Raw genomic sequence first — 21904 nt, forward strand, 5'->3', positions numbered from 1 at the left:
TTACCTAATTGGTTATAATTAGAAAAGCCATTTATAGAGAAATAAGAAAAGAGGCGAATAAAATTATAATCTTTGGTATGAAAATAAAAAATATACTATTTATCCTCATTGGATCCGCAATCATGTCATTTGGACTAGTAAATTTTAATATGCAGAATAAACTTGCTGAAGGAGGATTCACAGGTATTACATTACTCGTTTATTTCCTATTTAAATGGGATCCCTCTTATACGAATTTAATCCTCAATATTCCTTTGTTTTTTATAGGATGGAAGCTGTTGGGACGGAATGCCTTTTTGTATACTATGATTGGAACGGTTGGCGTTTCGATTTTTTTATGGATATTTCAGCGCAATACAATTGATATGCCGCTAGAACACGATTTAACATTGGCTGCATTATTTGCTGGTGCTTTTACTGGGATTGGGTTAGGTATTATTTTTCGATTTGGAGGTACAACCGGCGGGGTAGATATTATTGCAAGGCTTGTTCAAAAATATGCAGGCTGGAATATGGGAAAAACAATGTTTTTATTCGATGCCTGTGTAATTGCAATTTCATGGTTTACCTACTTAAATTATAAACAAGCAATGTACACGTTAGTAGCTGTTTTTGTCGGAGCTCGGGTGATTGATATTATTCAAGAAGGAGCATACTCGGCAAGAGGGGCAATGATTATATCTGATCAAAACGAACAAATAGCTGCAAAAATAATGGCCGAAATGGACCGCGGCGTAACCGCTCTAAGAGCCTATGGCTCTTATACAAAAAATGAGCGTGAAGTGCTCTATTGTGTTGTGGCCAAAAATGAAATTATCCGATTGAAGAATTTAGTTACCTCAGTCGATCCACATGCCTTTGTCTCTATCTCCGTAGTCCATGATGTTCATGGAGAGGGTTTTACCCTTGATGAAAATAAAATGCCGATTGGCCAATAAAAAAGGTCCCCACTTGTGATCTGCCTTGTCAATGTTAGACATCAACTAACATTGACGGAGCAAATCATTGTGAGGACATTTTTTTAATCGTCATTTCTATTCATTCCAGTAAAAATTAACACAAGTCTTAATAATTCTAAAACTGCTACGGCGGCTGCGGCAACATACGTAAGTGCGGCTGCGTTTAAAACCTTCCTTGCTTCTCTCTGTTCCCGATTACCGATTAATCCAAGTGATACCACCTGTTTCATGGCTCGGTTCGAAGCATTAAACTCAACTGGCAGGGTAATCAGTTGAAAGAGAACAGCTGCGGCCATAAAAATAATTCCAAGCAACAATAGCCCGCTTAAATGAGCAAAAATACCAATCATAATCAGAATCCATGAAGCATTTGAACCTAGATTTGCAACAGGTACTAAGGCGTGACGGAAGCGCAGGAAGGCATATCTCTCCCCATCCTGAATGGCATGTCCACATTCATGGGCAGCAATAGCCGATGCTGCAATCGAATGTCCATGGTAATTTTCAGGTGAAAGACGAACAGTCTTGCTTCTGGGATCATAATGATCGCTTAAAAACCCTCGACCTTCCTCAACCGCTACATTATATAATCCATTTGCATTTAGGATTTCCCTCGCAACATCAGCCCCTCGTCGGTAGGTTGATGTTGGTACCCGTGAATATCTTGCAAAAGTATTTTTCACTCTCATTTGTGCCCATAAAGGAATTAAAACAATGATTGCAAAGTAAATTAGATACATTGAGACCTCCAAATCAGCTCGTGATGTTATTAGTATATGTCTTGCCGATTAGACCCGTCAATCCTTTAGGTCTCTGGAACGACCCTTCTTTAGTTCTTTATCTCCTTGGTACTTTCTCCAGCCTACATAGGATAAAGTCATGATAATAATACTTCCTGTAGAAATAATAACCCACCATAACGATGGATCTGCTTCATCCTCTTCCATATTAGCAAAAAGATTTTTAAGGTCAGTGTCAAGGGCATCGAGTTCTTGCTGGCTTTTTACATCACTAACCACCTGTGATTGATATTCATTAATAAAGTCAATACGTGCATCTAACCTTTGAATATTTTCCACAGGAACATCTATTTTCATACTTGGATAAATAACATTATATAAGGAGAGGAAAGTGTTAAAATTGGAATGGAAATGGGCAGTATCACCCATTAGGGCTGCTTCTTTTGCCTGGTGAAAGGAAGTCATAATTTGATCTTCCATTTCTGTCCATAAAGGTTGATGGCTCGTTGCTAATGCATCAATAACAAGACGGAACTTAGTTAGTTTATTTAGTCTTTCTTCATATTTCATATTGGGACTTACGGCCGCTTCCATTGCCTCATCATGGGAGGTATTCACAATTCTAACCTCATCCATTGATAGCGGTTCCTTTGTCCCTTTAATGCTTGTAAATTGATCCGAAAAATAATCAAGCAATTTTTTTGCATCTTCATATCTTTGAAACTTCACCATTTGGAGAGCTTCATCTGAGATATCATCGAGCTTCTCCATTGGCGATTGCTGTTCGGCATAAACAGTTATGGGAGTAAGCATCATGATCATTACTAAAAAAGATAACCATTTGAATTTCAAACCTTGTCCCCCCTTTCCTTACTAATAAAATGTATGTAAGGTTGGACAAGGTTAGACCATCTTCAACTATTAATTTTTAGTTTAAAGCGGCCAGGCCTCATTCCTAAGTAATAGGCGATGCCAATGGAGATACATGAAAGCCAAAAGGTAAAATAACCAATTTGCGGTATATATTTATCAAGCATTTGATAGCTTGGCATCATAAAAAAAACATAATCAATTACATCATTGTGGAGTGTCCAAATCGCAGTCACAATTAAGTGCCAGCCCTTGAATCGATAGAATGGCGCATATAATATCCCTTGAACAGCCATAGCAAAATGAGAGAAAATTAGCATGTAGCCAACCCAGTCCAGTTCTCCTTGGACAATGAAAACGAGTATGTTCATCACGACAGCCCATATCCCGTACTTAAACAAAGTCACTATGGCGAGAGCTTCAATTAACGGCCAATTTCTTTTTAGTAAAAACGCCAGCAGGACAAAGACAAAAAATAAGCTCGCTGTTGGACTATCAGGTACAAAAGCAAGAAACACAGGCGGCGTTTCTCGTAATTGCCAGCCATACCAGTAATATCCATAAATCGTTCCAGCAATGTTTACAAGCAGTAAAAGTTTCATTACCGGCCGATTAGACAGGAGAGGATAAATCCACTTCACAAATACTCCCCCTTTCAAGAAAAAAGCTGACGAATTTCCGTCAGCTTTTTTTATTGATTCAATTATTTTTTGCCAAGACCTGAGATATACTCAGAGAGTGTTTTAAGTTCAGCGTCAGTACCTTTAAAGACACCTGCTGGCATCTTTCCGCCTTTACCCTTTTTAGCAATCGTAGCCACTTCTTCTGGAGATAAGCCTGTACCAATTAGCGTGGGAGCACCGGCCCCACCTTGGAAGCTGTCACCATGACAGGTGATACAAGTATTTGCTTGAGCAATTTTATACCCTGCACTTGACTTGTCGATTTCAACCTTGGCAACAATTTTACCTTGTCGTTCCGCAGCTGCCCAGTCATGTGTTGCAACTGACTGCCATGTTAAAAACACAGTGGCTGCAAGTGCTAACAGCATAAACCCGGTTGCGAACGGACGCTTTCTTGGACGACGTTCTGGTCCTCGATCAAGGAACGGGGCTAGTAGTAACCCTCCAAAAGCTAAACCAGGCATAATCATTGCACCAATAACCGTATATGGGCCAGATGCAAATGAGTATTTTAATAATTGATACAAAAATAAGAAATACCAGTCTGGTAATGGAATATAACCTGTATCGGTTGGATCTGCTATCCTTTCAAGCGGAGCCGGGTGGGCTACTGTTAAACATAAATAGCCGACAAGGAATACTGCTCCAACCATCCATTCTTTCAAAAGAAAGTTAGGCCAGAACGCTTCCGTTTTACCTGGATATTCAGAGTAATCTTTCGGAAGTTTTGGCGTCCGCATTTCTGGTGCTATTACACGTGAATCACCGACAAACTTCATACCTTTACCGCGATGCATTGAGCAATCCCCTCCTTTTTTCTGTAATTATCCTTACACTGTCAGAAAAAAATGTTTTTTAAAGCGGTCCAGAGATCCCTTGTCTACGAATCATGATAAAGTGTGCCGCCATTAATCCAAACAGCACTGCAGGTAAGAAGAATACATGAATCGCAAAGAATCGGGTTAATGTTTGAGCACCAACAATGTGTTCATGTCCGGCTAGTAAAACTTTTACGTAAGAACCGATGAACGGTGTTGCCTCAGCAATTTGCAGACCTACTTTTGTAGCGAACAGCGCTTTCATATCCCAAGGTAATAAGTAACCAGTAAAACCTAAACCGAGCATGACGAAGAAAATAAGTACTCCGACAATCCAGTTTAATTCACGAGGTTTTTTATAAGCACCTTGGAAAAAGACGCGCAACGTATGTAAAAACATCATTACAAGTACTAAACTGGCTCCCCAGTGATGCATTCCACGTACGATTTGTCCAAATGCAACTTCATTTTGCAGATAATAAACCGATTCCCATGCATTCTTAATGTCCGGTACATAGTACATTGTTAAAAACATACCGGAAAGTATTTGAATAACAGTAACAAAGAATGTCAGACCCCCAAAGCAATAAACAAACGCTGAAAAATGATGCGCTGGGTTTACATGCTCAGGAACTTCATGGTCTGCGATATCGCGCCACAGCGGCGTAATATCTAAACGTTCATCTACCCAATCGTAAATTTTGTTTAACAATGATTACGCCTCCTTCCGTGGTTCAGCTTTTCCTAAGTATAGATAGCCGCCTTTTTCCTTGTATGGGTATTCATCAAGCGGGGCTAACGGCGGTGTACCTGGAATATTGGTTCCATCCTTCTCGTAACGTCCATAATGGCATGGACAGAAAAATTGGTTTGGATGATCCTTGTTCGTATTCCAGCCGACTGTACAGCCCAGGTGTTTACAAACTGGTGAAAGGGCAATAATTTTGTCCCCATCCTTATAAACCCAAGCGGTGTTCGTAACTTCTGACTCATACCATGCATCCTTTTGTTTAAAGGTAAAGTCTACACGAACTGGTTCATCCGTTAATTCAGAAACCTTTTGTTTGGTCGCGATGAAATTTCCGGCTGCTTCTCCTTTTAAAACAGGATCAACAGCAAATCTTACCATTGGCATTAACATACCTGCTGCCATAAATCCGCCTACACCAGTCAATGTGTAGTTTAAAAATTGACGTCTTGAAACGCGTTCTTTACTCAAGCTTATCCCCCCCTTGTTCATAAGTTTTTAGTCCAACGGACACAATTTAAACACATATAAAACTAGGACATAACAATGATATATCAATCTTAAAGCAAGGTCAATATCATACTATTTTAAAAACATATAATATAGGTTGTTTTACTCGTTATTACTCCATTTCTGTGTGAAAATCGATAATAACTGCTTAACTTGACTATCAACAAGCTCTATTTTTTGGGATTCACTCATGTTTCCAAGCGGCAGGGCTGGAAGCCAAATTAATGAGCCCCCTATTCTGTTTTCATACATACGCCAATCCAGCTCAGTAGTTATGTATAAAATGTGTTTAAATTCACTTTTCAAAGCAGTTTCTTCCCATTTTAGTAATTCACTTATTACCTGATCCATATTATTATTTTTTAGATAGGTAAAAGGAGGGAACATTAAGATTCTTCCGGTAAACTGCCTTTCGAGATAACCTGTCAAAAGTGAAATGAATTCAAATGCCGCAGCTGACTGTTTCATCTCCTCTCCAAACGATAAAGAGTAAATTGGAATAACCGCGGTATCAACGAACTCCTTGGCATTTAGATACGTTTCAACCTCTTGTAGTATCCATTTCATTCATTACACCAACCTTTTTAATTCACTAGTTCTATCATAACATTATCTCCCAAAAATATAAAAGATAAAGTAGAATATTTTGAAAGATTCTTCACAATCGCTTAAGAAATTAAAAATTGAAAAAGGAAGCCGGCTTAGCGCAGACTTCCCTTTTCCTGTGTTTGAGATAATTTATTTAATTTCTCGGTTAGCATTTGGAATAATCGCTGATCCTGTTGATCGAGGGCTTCATCAATTAGCTCCATTAGTTTTTCCCGTTGAAAACGGTCGATACTGTATTGCAGTAATTGTTCGGCGACGATGCCATCCTTCTCATTTACCTGTAAATGCTTGGGAACAAACGGATTTTCCTCCAAAACTGCTGCATACTGATGTGCCTGATTAGAGGCATGAAAATTTAACTGAATAAAGATATCCTCGTCTCGATTCAGGCGAATATCATGAAAGGATTTTTCAGCATCGGTTGTCATGACATTTTCCTTATAAAAACGAAACGGAACTTTATCAACACAGTGTGTAGACATAATCAGACCGCGTGGACAATATTGTGCCTGCTCAACAAAATGTACCTTTTCCATTAATTGATCGTGACTCATTAAATAGTTTAAAATCCAAACACATTCTCTTCTTTTTAATTGATAATGATTTAAAAACCAGCGAATAAAATCCTTCTTCTCGTTGACAGAAACAGGGGTTGCCATGATAGTTTCCCTCCTCTGCATAATCAGCTTTTTTAGATGTTCACATCGGTAAGACGTTCAAGCAAATCCAGATATTCTTCGTTTGATGGATCCCCCATTAACAGCTGTTTAAAAATTTCGGCGGCGCGTTCGTTTTTTCCTTCTTCTACGAGAAAATATCCATAATCCTGTAAAAACGCTTCATTACTCTTAAAAAAAGTATATGCACCTTCATATTTGTCTAATGCGAAAGAATATTCTTCAAGTTTATCGTAGGCTAAAGCTGAATCCCAAAGGAGCTGTGGCTCCTCTTCACCATGAATATCTAACTGGGTAATTAATTCAATTACATCCTCGTACCTTTCCTGGCGGAAAAAAAGCTTATTTAAGGTTATGGCAGCTTCCATAAATCCAGGGTCTAGTGCAAGAGCCTCACGAAAATATTGCTCTGCGTCCTCTTCATTGCCAAGCTTTAAACTGATTTTACCTCCAAAGAAAAATAACTCTTTATTAAATTCATCTTGTTTAATGCCCTCTTTAATAGCTTGTAAACTATTTTCAAGTTCTTCTTCCCGTTCATATGCCTTAGCTAGATGCAGATAAAGGGAATGGTATTCCGGGTCGAATTCTTTTAATTCATTGAACCTTTCAATTGCTGTCCGGTTATATCCTGCTTGAAGTGCAGTAAAAGCATAACCAAATAGAGTATTAATCTCTATCTTTTCTCTCAATGCCTGATCATAAAAGGAGAGAGCCTCTTCAAATGCTCCTGAGGCACTTAAAAGGTCAGCGAGTCTTCCGTGGATATTAACTCCGGCAATTTCATCTTCTTCCCTTAAAACTCGCTCATATGCATTCTGGGCTTTGATAACTTCACCTTGCTCACTGTAGAGCTCTCCTAAGGCAAAATCAATAATAACCTCATCAGGCAGCAACTCTTTTGCTTTTAATAACTTTCTTTCGCAAACTTCATAAAGCCCTTGAACTTGGTAAAGATCAGCAAGTAATAATAGTGACTGAGCAAAATGGGCATCTTGCTCTGAGATTTTCTCTAAAACAAGGATTGCTTCTTCCTCTTCACCTGCTTCAACCAATATTTCACCCAGCAGGACAAGGAGCTCGCCTTCTTCCGGATAAATTTTTAGCAAACTCTCCATCAGTGCCTTTGCCTCTTCTAAAAAACCATAATGGTATAGTTCCTCCCCGAGAAGAAATTTTTCTTCCGGATTGCCGCTTTGTAATACATCATTATATTCATTTAATGCCTCTTTATGTTGGCCGTTTTCTAACATTTGAATAATTTTATCTACACGTTCCATGGCTTATACCTCTACTTCCCAGAATTACAATGAAAAATAAGATGGGGTTCTCACCTTTACATATTCTCCACTTCCCGGGCTAAATAAAACCTTATTGCCCGAGCGAATCACCTTTCCTTTGTGAACTGTTACTACAAGTCTATTACTATGATAATGAAATAAACTTTCTTCATCAACCTTCCTGATTTCTTTTTCCATAAGATATAGATTATAGCTTAATTCCGTTCCCGCCATAAGGCTGCCTTTTTGCGGGTATAGACCAATCTTATTAAGAATAGGAATGGGCAAGGGGTGATTTTCTTCTATTGGCTCATATATGGCTGGAATTTTTTCTTTTACCATCCTATCTTTCCATTTCGACAGAACCAGGCTGGCTTCCTTCTTTTGCGGGGAAGAAATTAATGGAATTAATGGACAGTTATAGGGAAACATTGCTTCCCTAACCCACCCCCACGGAATCGACTCCAATTCATCAAACTCATGCAGTTCAACAAAAATGGCTGGAATTTTATACTTTTTACAAGTTCTCATAAGTGAGGGGGTGATCAGATTAGCGGAAATCTTAACCCCAATGATAAAATCGATCGGACTGCTGTTTAAGGCCGTCTTCAATTCATTTATCTTGTCTGCCAGTTGATTTTCGTATAATAGGTCAACATAGGTGAAAATGGTGGTACAACCTTTTACTAAAAAATGTTCAGATATATAGGACTTTAATGCTTGAAAGGATTCTTTATAAGGTATGGATGAACTTAAAAGGACATAAGAAGGGGTCATGATAAAGGGCTCTACGTTCATTCTCATATACTGATCATGGGATGTACATTTTTTAACCATTGTTATTCGTTCATCCGCAATGAAAAGTGAAGTAGTCATTATCTGCTTGTTTTTAAGGATATTGGCATTTTCAATAATATACATCGTCCACCACCTTTTTACTTTTCTTAAGACAAGCTATGCTAAAATTGATAAAACTATGACTTTAATGCAGTGTAAAAATGCAAAAAGCTGCTCAAAGGCAGCTTTATCGGATTAAACTATTTAGATGTGTGAAAAAGTTCGGATAGGAAACAGAAATAGCCTCGGATTGTTGAAGATCAACAGCATCCTCACATAAGAGGGCAGCAATGGCGAGCATCATCCCAATCCGATGATCCCCATGGCTGGAGACCTTTCCACCAGTTAATTTAGATTTCCCCTGGATAATCATCCCATCTTCAGTAGCTTCAATAACAGCCCCCAATTTACCTAGCTCTTGAACGACTGTATCGATGCGATTTGTTTCTTTTACCTTTAATTCTTCGGCATCCTTAATGATCGTGGTCCCTTCTGCTTGTGTAGCTAGGAGAGCAATAATCGGAATTTCATCAATTAGTCTTGGAATTAAGCTTCCCTCAATTACAGTCCCTTTAAGATTTGAAGTTTTTATAATGAGATCCCCAGCAGGTTCAAAATCATCTGTAGCAGCTTGAACAATTTCTAAATCTGCGCCCATTTTCTGCATAACCTCAATAATTCCGGTCCTAGTAGGATTTAATCCCACATTTTTTAAGGTAATTTCACTTTCAGGGATAATAGCACCTGCAACAAGAAAAAAAGCCGCCGAAGAAATATCACCAGGAACATGAATGGTTGATGCTGTCAGTTTTTGTCCACCTTTAACCTGAATAGTATGGTTATCTTTGGTTATTTCACCGCCAAATTGTCGGATCATGCGTTCTGTATGATCACGAGTCTCAGCAGGTTCAATAATGGTACTGACCCCATCTGCCTGTAATCCGGCAAGGATTATTGCAGATTTAACCTGTGCACTGGCCACCGGAAGTTCATATTGAATAGGCTGTAATTGCCCTCCACGGATCGAAATTGGAGTGAAGTCACCGCTTTTTCGGCCATCCAGTTTAGCACCCATTTGCGTTAATGGACCCGTTACCCGTGTCATTGGCCGTTTACCAATCGAAGCATCGCCCACTAAAGATGAAAAAAATGGTCTGCCTGACAAGATTCCCATTAATAAACGAATGGTTGTTCCGGAATTCCCAACGTCTAAAACCTCAGAAGGCTCTGTTAATCCCTCAAAGCCATTTCCATAAATTCGAAGCTCATCATTGGATTCCTCAATCGTAACGCCAAGCTTTCGAAAGCATGAGATTGTACTTAAACAATCATCACCCGGCAAAAAGTTAGTTACTCTTGTTTCGCCATGGGCAATAGAACCAAACATGACAGATCGATGGGATATAGATTTATCACCTGGGATTGTTACTTCACCAACTAAACGATTAATGTTGGTCTTTAGTTTTAATGTTTCCATCAGAAATCACCTTTTTTAAATTCATAATATTTTACCGGTTAGGTACCCACTGAAGTTGCGTAGTTGGAATAACTCTCTATACATCGCTCAGCTCTTTGACGATCCTCTTCTGTTTGAAAACTGATCACTAACACTCCATTAATATCCTCTCGCGTTTCTAAAATACGAATATTAGTGATGCTAATGTGTTCCTTTGCTAGATAACCAGTTATCTCAGAGATCACCCCAGGATAATCCGGAATATCCACAAACAAGTCATAAAATGAAGGAATAGCCCCTTTTTCTTTCTGAGGAAGCCCATCGCGGAACTGCTTTGCTTGATTAAAATAATTGTATATAGCAGTACTGTTTTCTTGTTCTAAAAGTGTTTTGACCTCATTCATTTCTGAAAGCCATTGGTTAAGTAATTCTATTAATATTTCACGGTTGTGAAGCAAGATGTCCTTCCACATTTTAGGACTGCTGGAAGCAATCCTTGTAATATCACGAAAGCCTCCCGCTGCAAGGCGGGGGATTAGACCCTCTGATTCAGAGAGTCTTTCGGTTTGCCGAACAATTGATGCAGCGATAATATGCGGAAAATGGCTGACGATTCCTGTAAGATAATCATGTGTATCCGGAGTAATCGTTAAGAATTTAGCATGTGTCCCGATTAACCACTCTTTTAGAGTATCCACCTTAGAATTTTCAATATGGTCCTCAGGTGTTAACAAATAAAAGGCATTTTCAAATAATATTTCCTTTGCTGCTGATACTCCGCTTTTATGTGAGCCAGCCATAGGATGGCCGCCAATAAAAGTAAACCCACGTTTTGTTAAACATAGACTACTCTCAACAATTTTCCCCTTCGTACTCCCTGTGTCAGTTACTATTACTTCTGGATTAAGTGGAAGTTCAGAGAGCAGGTGAATGATTTCTTTTGTTTCATTAACTGGCGCAGCAATAATAATTAAATCGGCGCCAATCGCTCCATCCTGGATACTATCTGCTATTTCATCAATGACACCAAGCATACTAGCCAGTCTGGCCTGTTCGTTGCTAATGTCGAATCCTACAATTTTAGAATTGAAATGTTCCTTCTTAATACATAATGCCAAGGATCCACCTATTAATCCTAAGCCAATCACAAAAACCCGGCCCTTCAATGTCCATCCCCCTATTTAGAAAAAACTGCTTTTCTAATTTGTCCTAAGAAATTCACTTAGTACCTTTAAAACACCATCGTTTTGTTCTAGGGAGCCCACCGTTATTCTTACTGAGGTAGGGAAGCCCAGTGCTTTTCCGGAACGTACAATAAATCCTCTCTCTTGTAAATAATTGAAAACCTTATCTCCGTCTACTTTAAAGTCTATTAAGATAAAGTTGGTCTGGGTAGGATAATATTCTAGATTATACTTTTCGCAAAATTGATAAAATTGTGCAATTCCCTGCCTGTTCTTATCTTTACAATCTTCGACAAATTGCTGATCCTGAATTGCCGCACTTGCAGCTAACTGGCCTAAAGAATTAACGTTAAATGGTTCCCTAGCAGGTTCTAAGGCCTTGATAATTGCTGGATTTGCTACACCATAACCTATTCTTAAGGCTGCTAAACCATAAATTTTTGAAAACGTACGGAGTACGATTAGGTTATCGAACTTACGGGTCAAACTAATAGAATTATAATAATCCTCGGCAACTACGTACTCGTAATAAGCCTCGTCAAGAACCACCAGAATGTGTGGCGGAACCTTTTCAAGGAATGGGATTAATTTATCCTCCGAAACATATGTACCAGTGGGATTATTAGGGCTGCACACCCAAATGACATTCGTCTGTTCATCAATGGCCTCTAACATAGCGTCTAAGTCATGCTCGCCGTTTACAAGAGGGATTTCTTTAATAATGGCTCCTTCAATTACCGCATTGTGCTTATACTGCGAAAAGGTCGGATGAGCCATTACTGTACTCGCTTTTGGATGTAAGAGAGCCCTTGAGATCATTTGAATTAAATTATCTGAGCCATTTCCTAAAATGAGCTCGTTCTCTTCAACTTCCAAAAAGGATGCAAGTGTTTCTCTTAGATTAGTCGCATAGCCATCAGGATAAATTGCCAGACTGGTTGAATTCGAATTTAGTGCTGAATGAACTGAATCTGAACACCCAAAGGGGTTTTCATTGGAGGCTAATTTTACGATTTTTTCAAGATTAAACTGTTTCTTCACTGCATCAATTGACTTTCCTGGTTGATATGGAGTCAGTGTTAATAACTGTTCTTTCCATCTCATTTTCCACACCCCGTTTGCTTTAAAAAATTTGAATTATTATAATGTCATGCTATTGTTTAAATCAGGTCTTAACACTTGGGCATCATTTAGATAAACATGGACAACTTTTTCCTGTGGAACACTTGTATTGACGTGCATCATTACTCTAACACACATTTTCAAGGAATTAGGAACAGGCATTTCTCGCATACACATTACTGGTACATAGGTCCAGCCTTGAAATTTCCGCAATGCTTTAGCTGGAAACGCAGCATTAACATCTTCTGTTGTTGAAACTAATACAGAGGCAACGGAATCAGGTTGAATTTGATTTACTTCAATTAATTTAGCAAATAGTTCCTCCGTTGCAGTAATAATAGCTTCTTCAGAATTAGCAGTAACCGTTGTGGCACCCCTCACACCTCTGATCATAAAACATTCTCCCTTATATTAAAATCTTGTCAACTCTTGCCATAATACCTCTTCTGACACTTCCTGGAGTAAAGGATGCCCCACTTGTTCAAGTAAAACAAAACGAATTGCATCCCCAACAGATTTTTTATCCTGTCTCATTTTCGCTATCAAGTTTTCAAAGGATAATTGTTTGGGTACTGTGGTTTCATAGCCCAACTCGGTAACCCAATCTATGAATTCATTGATATTAAACGTTAAACCTAATAAGTTATTACTTAATTTCAAAGCGAAGATCGTCCCAATCATCACTGCTTCACCATGGGTGAAATTACCGTAGCCCATTTCTGCTTCAATTGCATGTCCTAGGGTATGCCCTAAATTTAAAAAAGCACGGACTCCTGTTTCTTTTTCATCCTGTGATACGAATTTGTTTTTTATCTTTATCCCTTGAACAAGTGAAGCGGATAATTGTTCTTTAGTAAGAGTACTTAAATCATGAATATTAAACTTTAACCAATCATAAAAATGAGGATCAGCAATGAGGGAATGTTTAATAACCTCTGCAAAACCTGAACGTATTTCATGAATGGGCAGCGTATTTAATAATTCAAGATCATAAAATACCGCCTCCGGCTGATAAAAAGCACCAATCATATTCTTCCCCAGAGGATGATTGATGGCAACTTTCCCGCCAACGGCACTATCATGTGCAAGAATAGTGGTAGGAACCTGAATAAAAGGTATCCCGCGCATAAAAGAAGCTGCAACAAATCCGGTTAAATCCCCGACTGCTCCTCCTCCAAGAGAAAGAACAACTGATTTACGATCTAAATGACTAGCTAAAGCAGTTGTAAGAGCCTCATAATATACCTCAAAGGTCTTTGCTTTTTCACCTGAAGGTGCCGTAAAAATAACTGGTTCCAACGGTTTTAATCCTTGAAGTAATTTATCAAGATGAAGCTTTGCAACTGTTTCATCGGTAATAATTAGGATTTTTGTTAAGTTAGGAAAATGGTTTGCTAGGAATGAGCGAAGTTCATTTCTCACCCCATCTCCTACAAAAACAGGATACTGTTTGGATTCAGTTAGGATTTGAATCGTCTCCATTAAAATCCCCTCGCATACTCACGATGTCTATTAATTTCATCGACTAGGGTATCAAAACGGTCACTATTAAACTGTTCAATCAATGCGTTGGCAAGTTCCCATGCTACTACTTGCTCGGCAACAACAGCCGCCGCAGGAACTGCACAACTGTCAGATCGCTCAACACTTGCTGCAAATGGCTCCTTTGTTTCAATATCAACGCTCATCAATGGTTTATATAGTGTTGGAATAGGTTTCATGACTCCTCTTACTACAAGCGGCATCCCGGTGGTCATACCGCCTTCCACTCCACCCAAACGATTGGTCTTACGATAATAGCCCGTTTCTTCATCCCATGCTATTTCATCATGTACCTGACTTCCAGGTAATCTTGCGGCTTCAAAGCCAATTCCTATTTCAACGCCTTTAAATGCGTTTATACTCATAATTGCGGCTGCTAACTTCGCATCGATTTTCCGATCGTAGTGAACATAACTTCCAATACCTGCAGGCATCCCTGTTGCTATGACCTCGACGACTCCGCCAATCGAATCACCATTTTTCTTTGCTTCGTCAATAGCAGACATCATTGCTTGCTCAACAGTAGGATCTGCCACACGAACTGGAGATAACTCTGTTACTTCTTTTAATGTTTCTATCGAAAGATTAGGATCAACATTCGCTTTCACTCCACCGATTTCGACAACATGTGCGACGATTTCCACCCCAACTAATGAAAGCAGTTTCTTTGCTACAGCACCAGCTGCAACTCTAACAGTTGTTTCCCTAGCTGAAGAACGCTCTAATACATTTCTCATATCGCGGTGGCCATATTTAATGGCTCCATTTAGATCAGCATGACCAGGCCGTGCTCTTGTCACCTTCCGCTTTACTTCATCCTCTTGGCCTTCCTCTAAAGCCTCAATACCCATTATCTTAGTCCAATGCTTCCAATCATTGTTCTTTACCACAAGGGCAATCGGTGAACCAAGTGTTTGTCCATGACGAACTCCTGAAACAATTTCTGCAGTATCCTTTTCTATTTGCATACGTCTTCCACGGCCATAGCCTTTTTGCCGTCTGGCTAATTCATTATTTATATCTGAAGCTTCAATCGGCATTCCTGCCGGTAAGCCCTCTAAAATTGTCGTTAGCTGCGGCCCATGGGATTCTCCTGCTGTTAAATATCTCATTCCCATCGCTCTTTCCCCCTTCAACTCATTAAAGAATTATGTATCAATATAACATATTGAGCAAAATAAACATAGTATAACTATTCAGAAAATAAGGAAGAAATTTTTGTAACCGGATACAAAAAAAGGCACTTGTATATGTCTTATACAAGTGCCTTTCCGATCAATTAATAAATCCACTCATTAACTATCTTAGAATAATCAACTAATTCAATTTCTTTAAAAAATAAGCCAATTTCACGTTCTGCACTAGCAGGCGAATCAGAGCCGTGGATAATATTTTTACCAACAGTAAGGCCAAAATCTCCACGAATCGTTCCCGGAGCTGCGTCCTTAGGATTTGTAGATCCCATCATTTGACGAGCCGAGAAAATAACATTTTCTCCTTGCCAAACCATCGCAAATACAGGCCCGGATGTAATAAAGTCCACCAATTCCCCAAAAAATGGACGGTCCTTATGCTCACCATAATGTTGTTCAGCAAGCTCATTCGGAATTGTCATTAATTTTGCCCCTACTAATTGGAAGCCTTTCTTTTCGAAACGAGCCACAATTTCCCCAATAAGGTTACGCTGAACACCGTCAGGCTTGACCATTAAAAATGTTTTTTCCATGAAATCCCACTCCCAAAGAATATTATGTATATTGGTTGTTAGTTTGAACAATCCATGAAAATGTTATCATTTTTTTGAATATTTAGCAAGAAGATGTCGGCAGAGAAATTAAAACTTTCGTCTGCCTATATATTTAGCGATATCTCTTAGTGTTTTTTTGGCTTTATTTTCTGGTAACTCCTCTAGAATAGTTAATGCTTTATCCAGGTAGTGGTCACTTAAAGCGAAGGACTTTTCAATTGCACCCGATTGTTTGATTAAGGAAATAATTCGTCCAATTTCATTAGGTTCCATATTTTCATGAACCTTTTCAATTTCACTAAGTATTCTAGGGCTGTTCATAGCAAATAAGGCAGGGGCAGTAATGTTTCCTTGGAGAAGATCGCTGCCAGCTGGTTTCCCTAATTCCTTTTCTGTCGAAGTAAAATCCAAAATATCATCAATAATCTGATAGGACATGCCAACATAATAACCAAATTGGTAGAGTTTCTTATGATCATTTTCCTCTACACCCGCAGCAACAGCTCCTAATTGGCAGCTTACTGCAATTAACAAAGCGGTCTTCCTTTTAATTCTTCTAAGATAATCCTTCAGGGATTGGTTAAAGCGGTACTTATCTTTTATTTGTTGAATTTCCCCCACCGTTACTTCGACAATGGTGTTGGCCAAAATTTTATGAGCTTCTGAGCTTTTAATATTTGACATCAATTCAAGGGCAAGTGCAAATACAAAGTCACCTGTGTACATAGCTATTTTGTTGTCCCATTTGGATTTGACAGTTGGCTGCCCCCGACGCAGATCAGCATCATCGATTACATCATCATGAACGAGCGAGGCCATATGAATTAATTCTAAGGCGACAGCTACATTTTTGAGGACATGGATATCGTAATGTCCAAATTTACCTGCAAGTAAAACAAAAACAGGACGAATTCGTTTTCCTCCGGCTTGTAGTGTATGCATAGAAGCCTGTTTCAAAAGAAGAGACTCCGGTTGGATGGTCTCTTCAAGTTCTTTTTCTATTATGTTAATATCCGAATTCAAAAATGAATACATCATTTTTAATTTCATTTGTATTCACCCTGCTTTTCATCCTGTCTTCATTTTTGACGAATTAAAGTTTTTTGCCTATATGAACAGCGGCAGCGCCGCCACTATATGGTTTATATTTCACTGCTTTAAGCCCTGCCGTTTCAAACAACCTAGCAAGCTCCCTCATCCCCGGAAAATCACGGGCAGATTCATGGAGCCACGCATATTCCCGATAGCTTTTCGCCAGCATTTTCCCAAACAGCGGCATGATAAAACGAAAGTAAAAATAATAAAGCTGTTTATAGCCTATTAAGGTAGGCTGTGACGTTTCCAAGCACACTGCTATTCCGCCTGGTTTTAGAACCCGATGCATTTCCTTTAATACCTGCAGGTAATCCGGTACATTCCTTAAGCCAAAGCCAATTGTAACATAATCAAAGCTGTTATCAGGGAATGGTAATTCCATTGCATTTCCATGAATTAATGTCACCTGGTCAAGCCCTAGTTCCTTAACTTTTTCTATCCCTACATTTAACATGTTTTGGCTAAAATCGAGTCCTGTAACCTTTCCGGTCGGGCCAACTGCTTCCGCTAAGGCAATGGTCCAATCAGCCGTTCCGCAGCAGACATCGAGAGCCTTTGAACCAGGTTGAACATTCATTCTTCTCATGGTATCCTTCCGCCACTTGATGTGTTGCTGAAAACTAATAACCGAATTCATTTTGTCATAGTTATCAGATATCTTTTCAAACACATTGTGAACGCGCTGTTCTTTCGATTGCTGCATGTTTTACCCTTCTTCCACAAAAGTTTTTGCATATGGATGGTATTGACCCAATAACACTCTGACCCTTTTTGCAAGGAAGTCATTCAAGTAAGGAAGTTGTTTTTCAATCCCTTGTTTGGACCGCTCTATATATTCGTCACAAGCCTGTATTAAACGCTGTTGTTGTTCTTCGGTTAAATTTCCCAATATTTCACCAGAGAAAATGATTTTCTTTAGAGTTTGAAATAAAAAAGAGTATCCTGTTTGAAAATATTGGTTTCTCTCATTTAGTAACCTTTTAAATAAAAACAGCTCACTAAGAAACTCGTTCCAAACCCCGACTTTAAAATAATCAGCAACTTTAGTCAGTAGAGAACTTTCGATTCTTTTCATACTAGACATCAAGCTCTCAATGCCATCCAGGTCATTTTTGTTGTAGACAAGAATTTTATTTTCATTTACTTCTTTTACACCTGCAGATAGACATTTTATCATATTTATATCTTCTGCATCCGCAAGAAGTTTATAGTAAAGGCCGCTAAAATAGTCTCCAGCAAGTACTGTTAGCTGCCGTTTTTTCTCATCTATGGCAGTACTTGATATATAATCATGGGTGTCAAGGGCAATTTGAATTAGCATGGTTGACAATGTATAGTTTTGAATCTGATTAAAAGACAGTTCTAGTGGTTCCATTAAAGAGACGAGGACTAACAACTTTTCCTCATCAATTTTGGGGGGTTCTATATATTCAAGCAAGTAGGAATCAAAAACCCTTTTTTCGACCTGCTCTTTAATCATTGTATATTTTTGTCGAATGTCATGCACTGTCATCACCCTTGCTTCCCCGATGTAATCACTTTATGTATTTTATATTGTCTATTTTCACTAAAATTTCATGCCCACTTTAAGGAAAAATAATTATCTTGTTAATAAAATAAGGCAGACACAATTATAACATAAAAGGTCTGCTGTGGGCAGGAATTCACAAAATAATCACTTACCATTCTATGTTCGGAGTTATTTCTTCATTTCACTCTCAACTTCACCAAATTGAGTGAGAATTTTAGCGTTACCACGAATTTTAATGGCAGAGGTATGCTCGGTAAATTGAGCAATGAGAACTTCCCCTTTATCAAGCTTTTCTGAATGATGGAATCTTGTATCCGTACCCCTTGTTAAGCCGATTACACTGACACCGTCATCTTCAGCTTTAATCACAACATAATCACTATTTTGTGGATTACGCTTTTCCAATTTGATCACTCCATAACCAAGAAATAATTGCTCTTAATATTTAATTAAAGATAGAATCTCTGACCGTGCCACTGAGTCCTCTGCAAGAACTCCTCTAACAGCTGTTGTAACCGTTTTGGAACCAGGCTTTTTTACTCCACGCATCGTCATACACATATGCTCAGCTTCCACAACAACCATTACACCTTTAGGATCAAGTTTTTCCATCATACTATCCGCTATAGTGGATGTAATCCGTTCCTGCAGCTGCGGCCTTTTAGCAACAGCTTCGACAGCCCGGGCTAATTTACTTAGTCCTGTAACACGGCCATTCTGTGGAATATAGGCAACATGGGCTTTTCCAAAGAAAGGGACTAAATGATGTTCACACATTGAGTAGAATGGAATATCTTTGACTAATACAAGTTCTTCATGATCTTCACTAAAAATAGTTTCAAAGTGCTGTTTCGGATCTTCCTTTAATCCGCTGAATACTTCTTCATACATTTTTGCTACTCGCTTTGGTGTGTCAAGAAGTCCTTCACGATTTGGATCTTCACCAATTGCCTCTAATATTAAACGTACCGCCTCTTCAATTTGGGCACGATTGATTTCCGACATACCGATTTCCTCCTAAAGTATATCTTTTAAGTATAAACAACAACTACATATTAGCACAATCATTTCCCTGCAAGCAAAAAAATAGTTACTTACCCATATGTTTAACTTTAAGATAGAAAAAAGGCCATGGAGTGATCCATGACCTTTTTGCCTAAGCTACCCGCTTTAAGCAATCATTTATGTAATTACTTAACTGCATCTTTAAGTGCCTTACCTGGTTTAAAAGCTGGTACCTTGCTAGCAGCGATTTCGATTTCATCACCTGTTTGTGGGTTACGACCTTTACGGGCAGCACGCTCACGTACTTCAAAGTTACCAAAACCAATTAGTTGTACCTTATCACCATTTTTTAAAGCATCTAAAATCGCATCAAAAACAGCATCAACTGCTTTTGTAGCGTCCTTTTTTGAAAGCTCGCTAGCTTCAGCAACTGCGTTAATAAGTTCTGTCTTGTTCATGCCATTCACCTCCTCCCGAAGAAATTATCAAGATTCGTAAATAAGATTACTTATCTACATTTCTAAACAATTTTTCTAATTTCTATACGTCATAGCAAGGTTTTATTACCAAAGTAATCGATTTTGACTACTTTAGTGACCTTAAATCTATTTTTTTAATAAAAACCCAATGATATAAAGGGTTTAAGGACTATAACGTAATTCTGTTAAAAGATTATCATAATCATTTCCGCATATCAAGAAGATTTCATGAAATTATGGTAATCTTTTCTTTGTTTATCAAGATTCTTCTATATTTGACCTAAATTTTGTCATAATCAGTTAAAATAAAAAAAAGGACTCCGAATCGGAGCCCAATAATTAGAGGATTATCGCAATTAATCCGCCGCTGCCTTCATTAATAATTCTCTCTAATGTTTCTTTTAATTTATATCTGGCATTCTCTGGCATTAGAGATAGTTTACCTTGAATCCCCTCTCGAACAATAGAACTCAAAGACCGGCCAAAAATATCGGAATTCCAAATCGATAATGGATCATCCTCGAAGTCCTGCATTAAATAACGGACTAACTCTTCACTTTGTTTTTCTGTACCGATAATCGGAGCAAATTCTGATTCTACATCGACTTTAATCATATGAATCGATGGAGCGACCGCTCTAAGTCTTACACCGAATCTAGCACCCTGACGAATGATTTCTGGTTCTTCAAGACTCATATCAGAAAGTGATGGTGAGGCAATCCCATAACCTGTTTGTTTAACCATTTTTATTGCATCGGCAATATGGTCATATTCCGCTTTCGCATGGGCAAAATCCTGCATTAATTCTAGAAGATGATCCTTACCTCTGATTTCCACTCCGACAATTTCTTTTAATATATCATCATATAACTCATCCGGAGCGATTAAGTCGATTTCTGCAACACCTGAACCCATCTCTATACCAGCTAATCCGGCTTTTTCAATGAATTCAAAGTCACTAAACTGCTGCACAACTCGATCCACATCTCGTAATCTCTTTATATCTTTAACTGTTTCTTTCACAGCATCTTGATAGCTTGAACGGAGCCAGTGGTTCTCTCTTAGTACCATAACCCAGCTTGGCAGGTTTACATTGACTTCAAGTACCGGGAACTCGTATAGGGCCTCGCGAAGGACATTGTATACATCACTGTCACGCATGCTTTCTACACTCATTGCTATAACAGGAATATCATATTTCTCTGCTAAGCTTGATCTTAATGTTTCTGTGCTAGGGTGGTATGGCTGAGCGCTATTGACCACCATAATAAATGGTTTGCCCACTTCCTTCAGTTCGTTTATGACTCTTTCTTCGGCTTCGATATAGTTACTCCTAGGGATTTCACCAATTGTTCCATCCGTTGTAACTACAACCCCAATCGTTGAATGTTCCTGGATTACTTTTCTTGTGCCAATTTCTGCCGCTTCATGGAATGGAATAGGTTCCTCATACCATGGCGTATTAATCATCCTAGGTCCATTTTCATCTTCATATCCTTTAGCACCTGGGACTGTGTATCCCACACAATCCACTAGCCTGATATTAACATTAAGTCCCTCATCAACATGTACAGTAGCCGCCTGATTTGGGACAAATTTTGGTTCAGTTGTCATAATGGTTTTACCTGCTGCACTTTGTGGAAGCTCATCCTGTGCGCGGGACCTCTCCGCTTCACTGTTTATATTTGGTAAGACAACAAGCTCCATGAACTTTTTAATAAATGTTGATTTTCCTGTTCGTACTGCTCCGACTACTCCTAGATAAATATCGCCGCCTGTTCTCTCGGCAATATCTTTAAAAATATCAACCTTTTCCAAGTGATCCCCTCCCGATCATAGAGTAAAGTGGGATAATAACATCCATTTTAGGTATTTTTGGACAGTATATATTTATGACGTTGTCCTATCTTGTTATGACACTTTTCTAAAATTTTTACCCCCTTGTTAATATTTCACACGATGTAATGATATCTGTTTTCTCTGAACTTTTAAGTTGTATGGAGGGTTTCTAA

25 protein-coding genes are annotated in these 21904 nt (G+C 38.7%); 1 reads left to right on the plus strand and 24 read right to left on the minus strand.

Translation table 11 applies throughout. The annotated features are described in order from the left end of the window. Positions 1 to 65 precede the first annotated feature (65 nt). Positions 66 to 938: a YitT family protein gene (locus J7E81_RS14270; protein ID WP_215044366.1), complete on the plus strand. Its 873-nt coding sequence runs from the start codon at positions 66 to 68 to the stop codon at positions 936 to 938. An 83-nt stretch (positions 939 to 1021) separates the two neighbouring features. On the opposite strand, the gene J7E81_RS14275 is transcribed toward J7E81_RS14270, so the two are convergent. The 24 genes from J7E81_RS14275 to spoIVA form a co-directional block, all read right to left on the minus strand. Further along, entirely contained in the window at positions 1022 to 1699 is a 678-nt protein-coding gene (locus J7E81_RS14275) for a zinc metallopeptidase (protein ID WP_215043103.1), read from the minus strand. 57 nt (positions 1700 to 1756) lie between these two features. Then, a complete protein-coding gene (gene ypjB / locus J7E81_RS14280) occupies positions 1757 to 2551 on the minus strand; it encodes a sporulation protein YpjB (RefSeq protein WP_215043111.1) in 795 nt (264 codons plus the stop codon). A 62-nt stretch (positions 2552 to 2613) separates the two neighbouring features. After that, positions 2614 to 3210, minus strand: a complete 597-nt coding sequence (lhaT, locus tag J7E81_RS14285) for a lipoprotein heptaprenylglyceryl N-acetyltransferase LhaT (RefSeq protein WP_215043113.1) — start codon at positions 3208 to 3210, stop codon at positions 2614 to 2616. Between the two features lie 62 nt (positions 3211 to 3272). Then, positions 3273 to 4049: a menaquinol-cytochrome c reductase cytochrome b/c subunit gene (locus J7E81_RS14290; RefSeq protein WP_215043114.1), complete on the minus strand. Its 777-nt coding sequence runs from the start codon at positions 4047 to 4049 to the stop codon at positions 3273 to 3275. A 58-nt stretch (positions 4050 to 4107) separates the two neighbouring features. Continuing rightward, positions 4108 to 4782, minus strand: a complete 675-nt coding sequence (gene qcrB, locus J7E81_RS14295; RefSeq protein ID WP_098530418.1) for a menaquinol-cytochrome c reductase cytochrome b subunit — start codon at positions 4780 to 4782, stop codon at positions 4108 to 4110. A 3-nt stretch (positions 4783 to 4785) separates the two neighbouring features. Beyond that, the gene (locus J7E81_RS14300; RefSeq protein WP_251028649.1) at positions 4786 to 5310 is read right to left on the minus strand and encodes a QcrA and Rieske domain-containing protein; all 525 of its coding nucleotides are present in this window, start codon (positions 5308 to 5310) and stop codon (positions 4786 to 4788) included. Between the two features lie 120 nt (positions 5311 to 5430). Continuing rightward, complete coding sequence (locus J7E81_RS14305; protein WP_215043116.1) at positions 5431 to 5895, minus strand: YpiF family protein; 465 nt, start codon at positions 5893 to 5895, stop codon at positions 5431 to 5433. Between the two features lie 134 nt (positions 5896 to 6029). Next, positions 6030 to 6596 carry a ReoY family proteolytic degradation factor gene (locus J7E81_RS14310; RefSeq protein WP_215043118.1) on the minus strand — a complete coding sequence of 189 codons (567 nt, stop codon included), beginning with the start codon at positions 6594 to 6596 and terminating at the stop codon, positions 6030 to 6032. A 32-nt stretch (positions 6597 to 6628) separates the two neighbouring features. Then, positions 6629 to 7894, minus strand: coding sequence for a tetratricopeptide repeat protein (locus J7E81_RS14315; RefSeq protein ID WP_215043120.1), 1266 nt, complete (start codon positions 7892 to 7894; stop codon positions 6629 to 6631). Positions 7895 to 7918: 24 nt separating this feature from the next. Further along, entirely contained in the window at positions 7919 to 8815 is an 897-nt protein-coding gene (locus J7E81_RS14320; RefSeq protein WP_215043122.1) for a hypothetical protein, read from the minus strand. Between the two features lie 103 nt (positions 8816 to 8918). Next, positions 8919 to 10208 (minus strand): 3-phosphoshikimate 1-carboxyvinyltransferase, encoded by a 1290-nt coding sequence (gene aroA, locus J7E81_RS14325; RefSeq protein WP_215043124.1) that lies wholly within the window; start codon positions 10206 to 10208, stop codon positions 8919 to 8921. 38 nt (positions 10209 to 10246) lie between these two features. Continuing rightward, positions 10247 to 11353: a prephenate dehydrogenase gene (locus tag J7E81_RS14330; RefSeq protein WP_215043126.1), complete on the minus strand. Its 1107-nt coding sequence runs from the start codon at positions 11351 to 11353 to the stop codon at positions 10247 to 10249. A gap of 33 nt (positions 11354 to 11386) precedes the next feature. Further along, a complete protein-coding gene (hisC, locus tag J7E81_RS14335; RefSeq protein ID WP_215043129.1) occupies positions 11387 to 12475 on the minus strand; it encodes a histidinol-phosphate transaminase in 1089 nt (362 codons plus the stop codon). A gap of 36 nt (positions 12476 to 12511) precedes the next feature. Continuing rightward, positions 12512 to 12886, minus strand: coding sequence for a chorismate mutase (gene aroH, locus J7E81_RS14340; RefSeq protein ID WP_215043131.1), 375 nt, complete (start codon positions 12884 to 12886; stop codon positions 12512 to 12514). An 18-nt stretch (positions 12887 to 12904) separates the two neighbouring features. Then, on the minus strand, positions 12905 to 13975 hold the full coding sequence (aroB, locus tag J7E81_RS14345; RefSeq protein ID WP_215043134.1) for a 3-dehydroquinate synthase: 1071 nt from the start codon (positions 13973 to 13975) through the stop codon (positions 12905 to 12907). Further along, positions 13975 to 15147, minus strand: a complete 1173-nt coding sequence (gene aroC, locus J7E81_RS14350) for a chorismate synthase (protein WP_215044371.1) — start codon at positions 15145 to 15147, stop codon at positions 13975 to 13977. The genes aroB and aroC overlap by 1 nt, the downstream gene beginning before the upstream one ends. Positions 15148 to 15314: 167 nt before the next feature. Continuing rightward, positions 15315 to 15761, minus strand: coding sequence for a nucleoside-diphosphate kinase (gene ndk / locus J7E81_RS14355; protein WP_215043136.1), 447 nt, complete (start codon positions 15759 to 15761; stop codon positions 15315 to 15317). Positions 15762 to 15869: 108 nt separating this feature from the next. Further along, positions 15870 to 16832: a heptaprenyl diphosphate synthase component II gene (gene hepT / locus J7E81_RS14360; RefSeq protein ID WP_215043138.1), complete on the minus strand. Its 963-nt coding sequence runs from the start codon at positions 16830 to 16832 to the stop codon at positions 15870 to 15872. A gap of 43 nt (positions 16833 to 16875) precedes the next feature. Next, positions 16876 to 17580, minus strand: coding sequence for a demethylmenaquinone methyltransferase (locus J7E81_RS14365; RefSeq protein WP_215043140.1), 705 nt, complete (start codon positions 17578 to 17580; stop codon positions 16876 to 16878). 3 nt (positions 17581 to 17583) lie between these two features. Beyond that, positions 17584 to 18390: a heptaprenyl diphosphate synthase component 1 gene (locus J7E81_RS14370; RefSeq protein ID WP_251028650.1), complete on the minus strand. Its 807-nt coding sequence runs from the start codon at positions 18388 to 18390 to the stop codon at positions 17584 to 17586. A 186-nt stretch (positions 18391 to 18576) separates the two neighbouring features. Then, positions 18577 to 18813 (minus strand): trp RNA-binding attenuation protein MtrB, encoded by a 237-nt coding sequence (gene mtrB / locus J7E81_RS14375; RefSeq protein WP_215043142.1) that lies wholly within the window; start codon positions 18811 to 18813, stop codon positions 18577 to 18579. Positions 18814 to 18846: 33 nt separating this feature from the next. Next, positions 18847 to 19413, minus strand: coding sequence for a GTP cyclohydrolase I FolE (gene folE, locus J7E81_RS14380; RefSeq protein ID WP_215043143.1), 567 nt, complete (start codon positions 19411 to 19413; stop codon positions 18847 to 18849). Positions 19414 to 19598: 185 nt separating this feature from the next. Further along, positions 19599 to 19871: an HU family DNA-binding protein gene (locus tag J7E81_RS14385; protein ID WP_007084878.1), complete on the minus strand. Its 273-nt coding sequence runs from the start codon at positions 19869 to 19871 to the stop codon at positions 19599 to 19601. 360 nt (positions 19872 to 20231) lie between these two features. Continuing rightward, a complete protein-coding gene (gene spoIVA / locus J7E81_RS14390) occupies positions 20232 to 21710 on the minus strand; it encodes a stage IV sporulation protein A (RefSeq protein ID WP_215043145.1) in 1479 nt (492 codons plus the stop codon). Positions 21711 to 21904 lie beyond the last annotated feature (194 nt).

The sequence above is a fragment of the Bacillus sp. ISL-18 genome (assembly GCF_018613415.1).
Classification (GTDB): Bacteria; Bacillota; Bacilli; order Bacillales; family Cytobacillaceae; genus Neobacillus.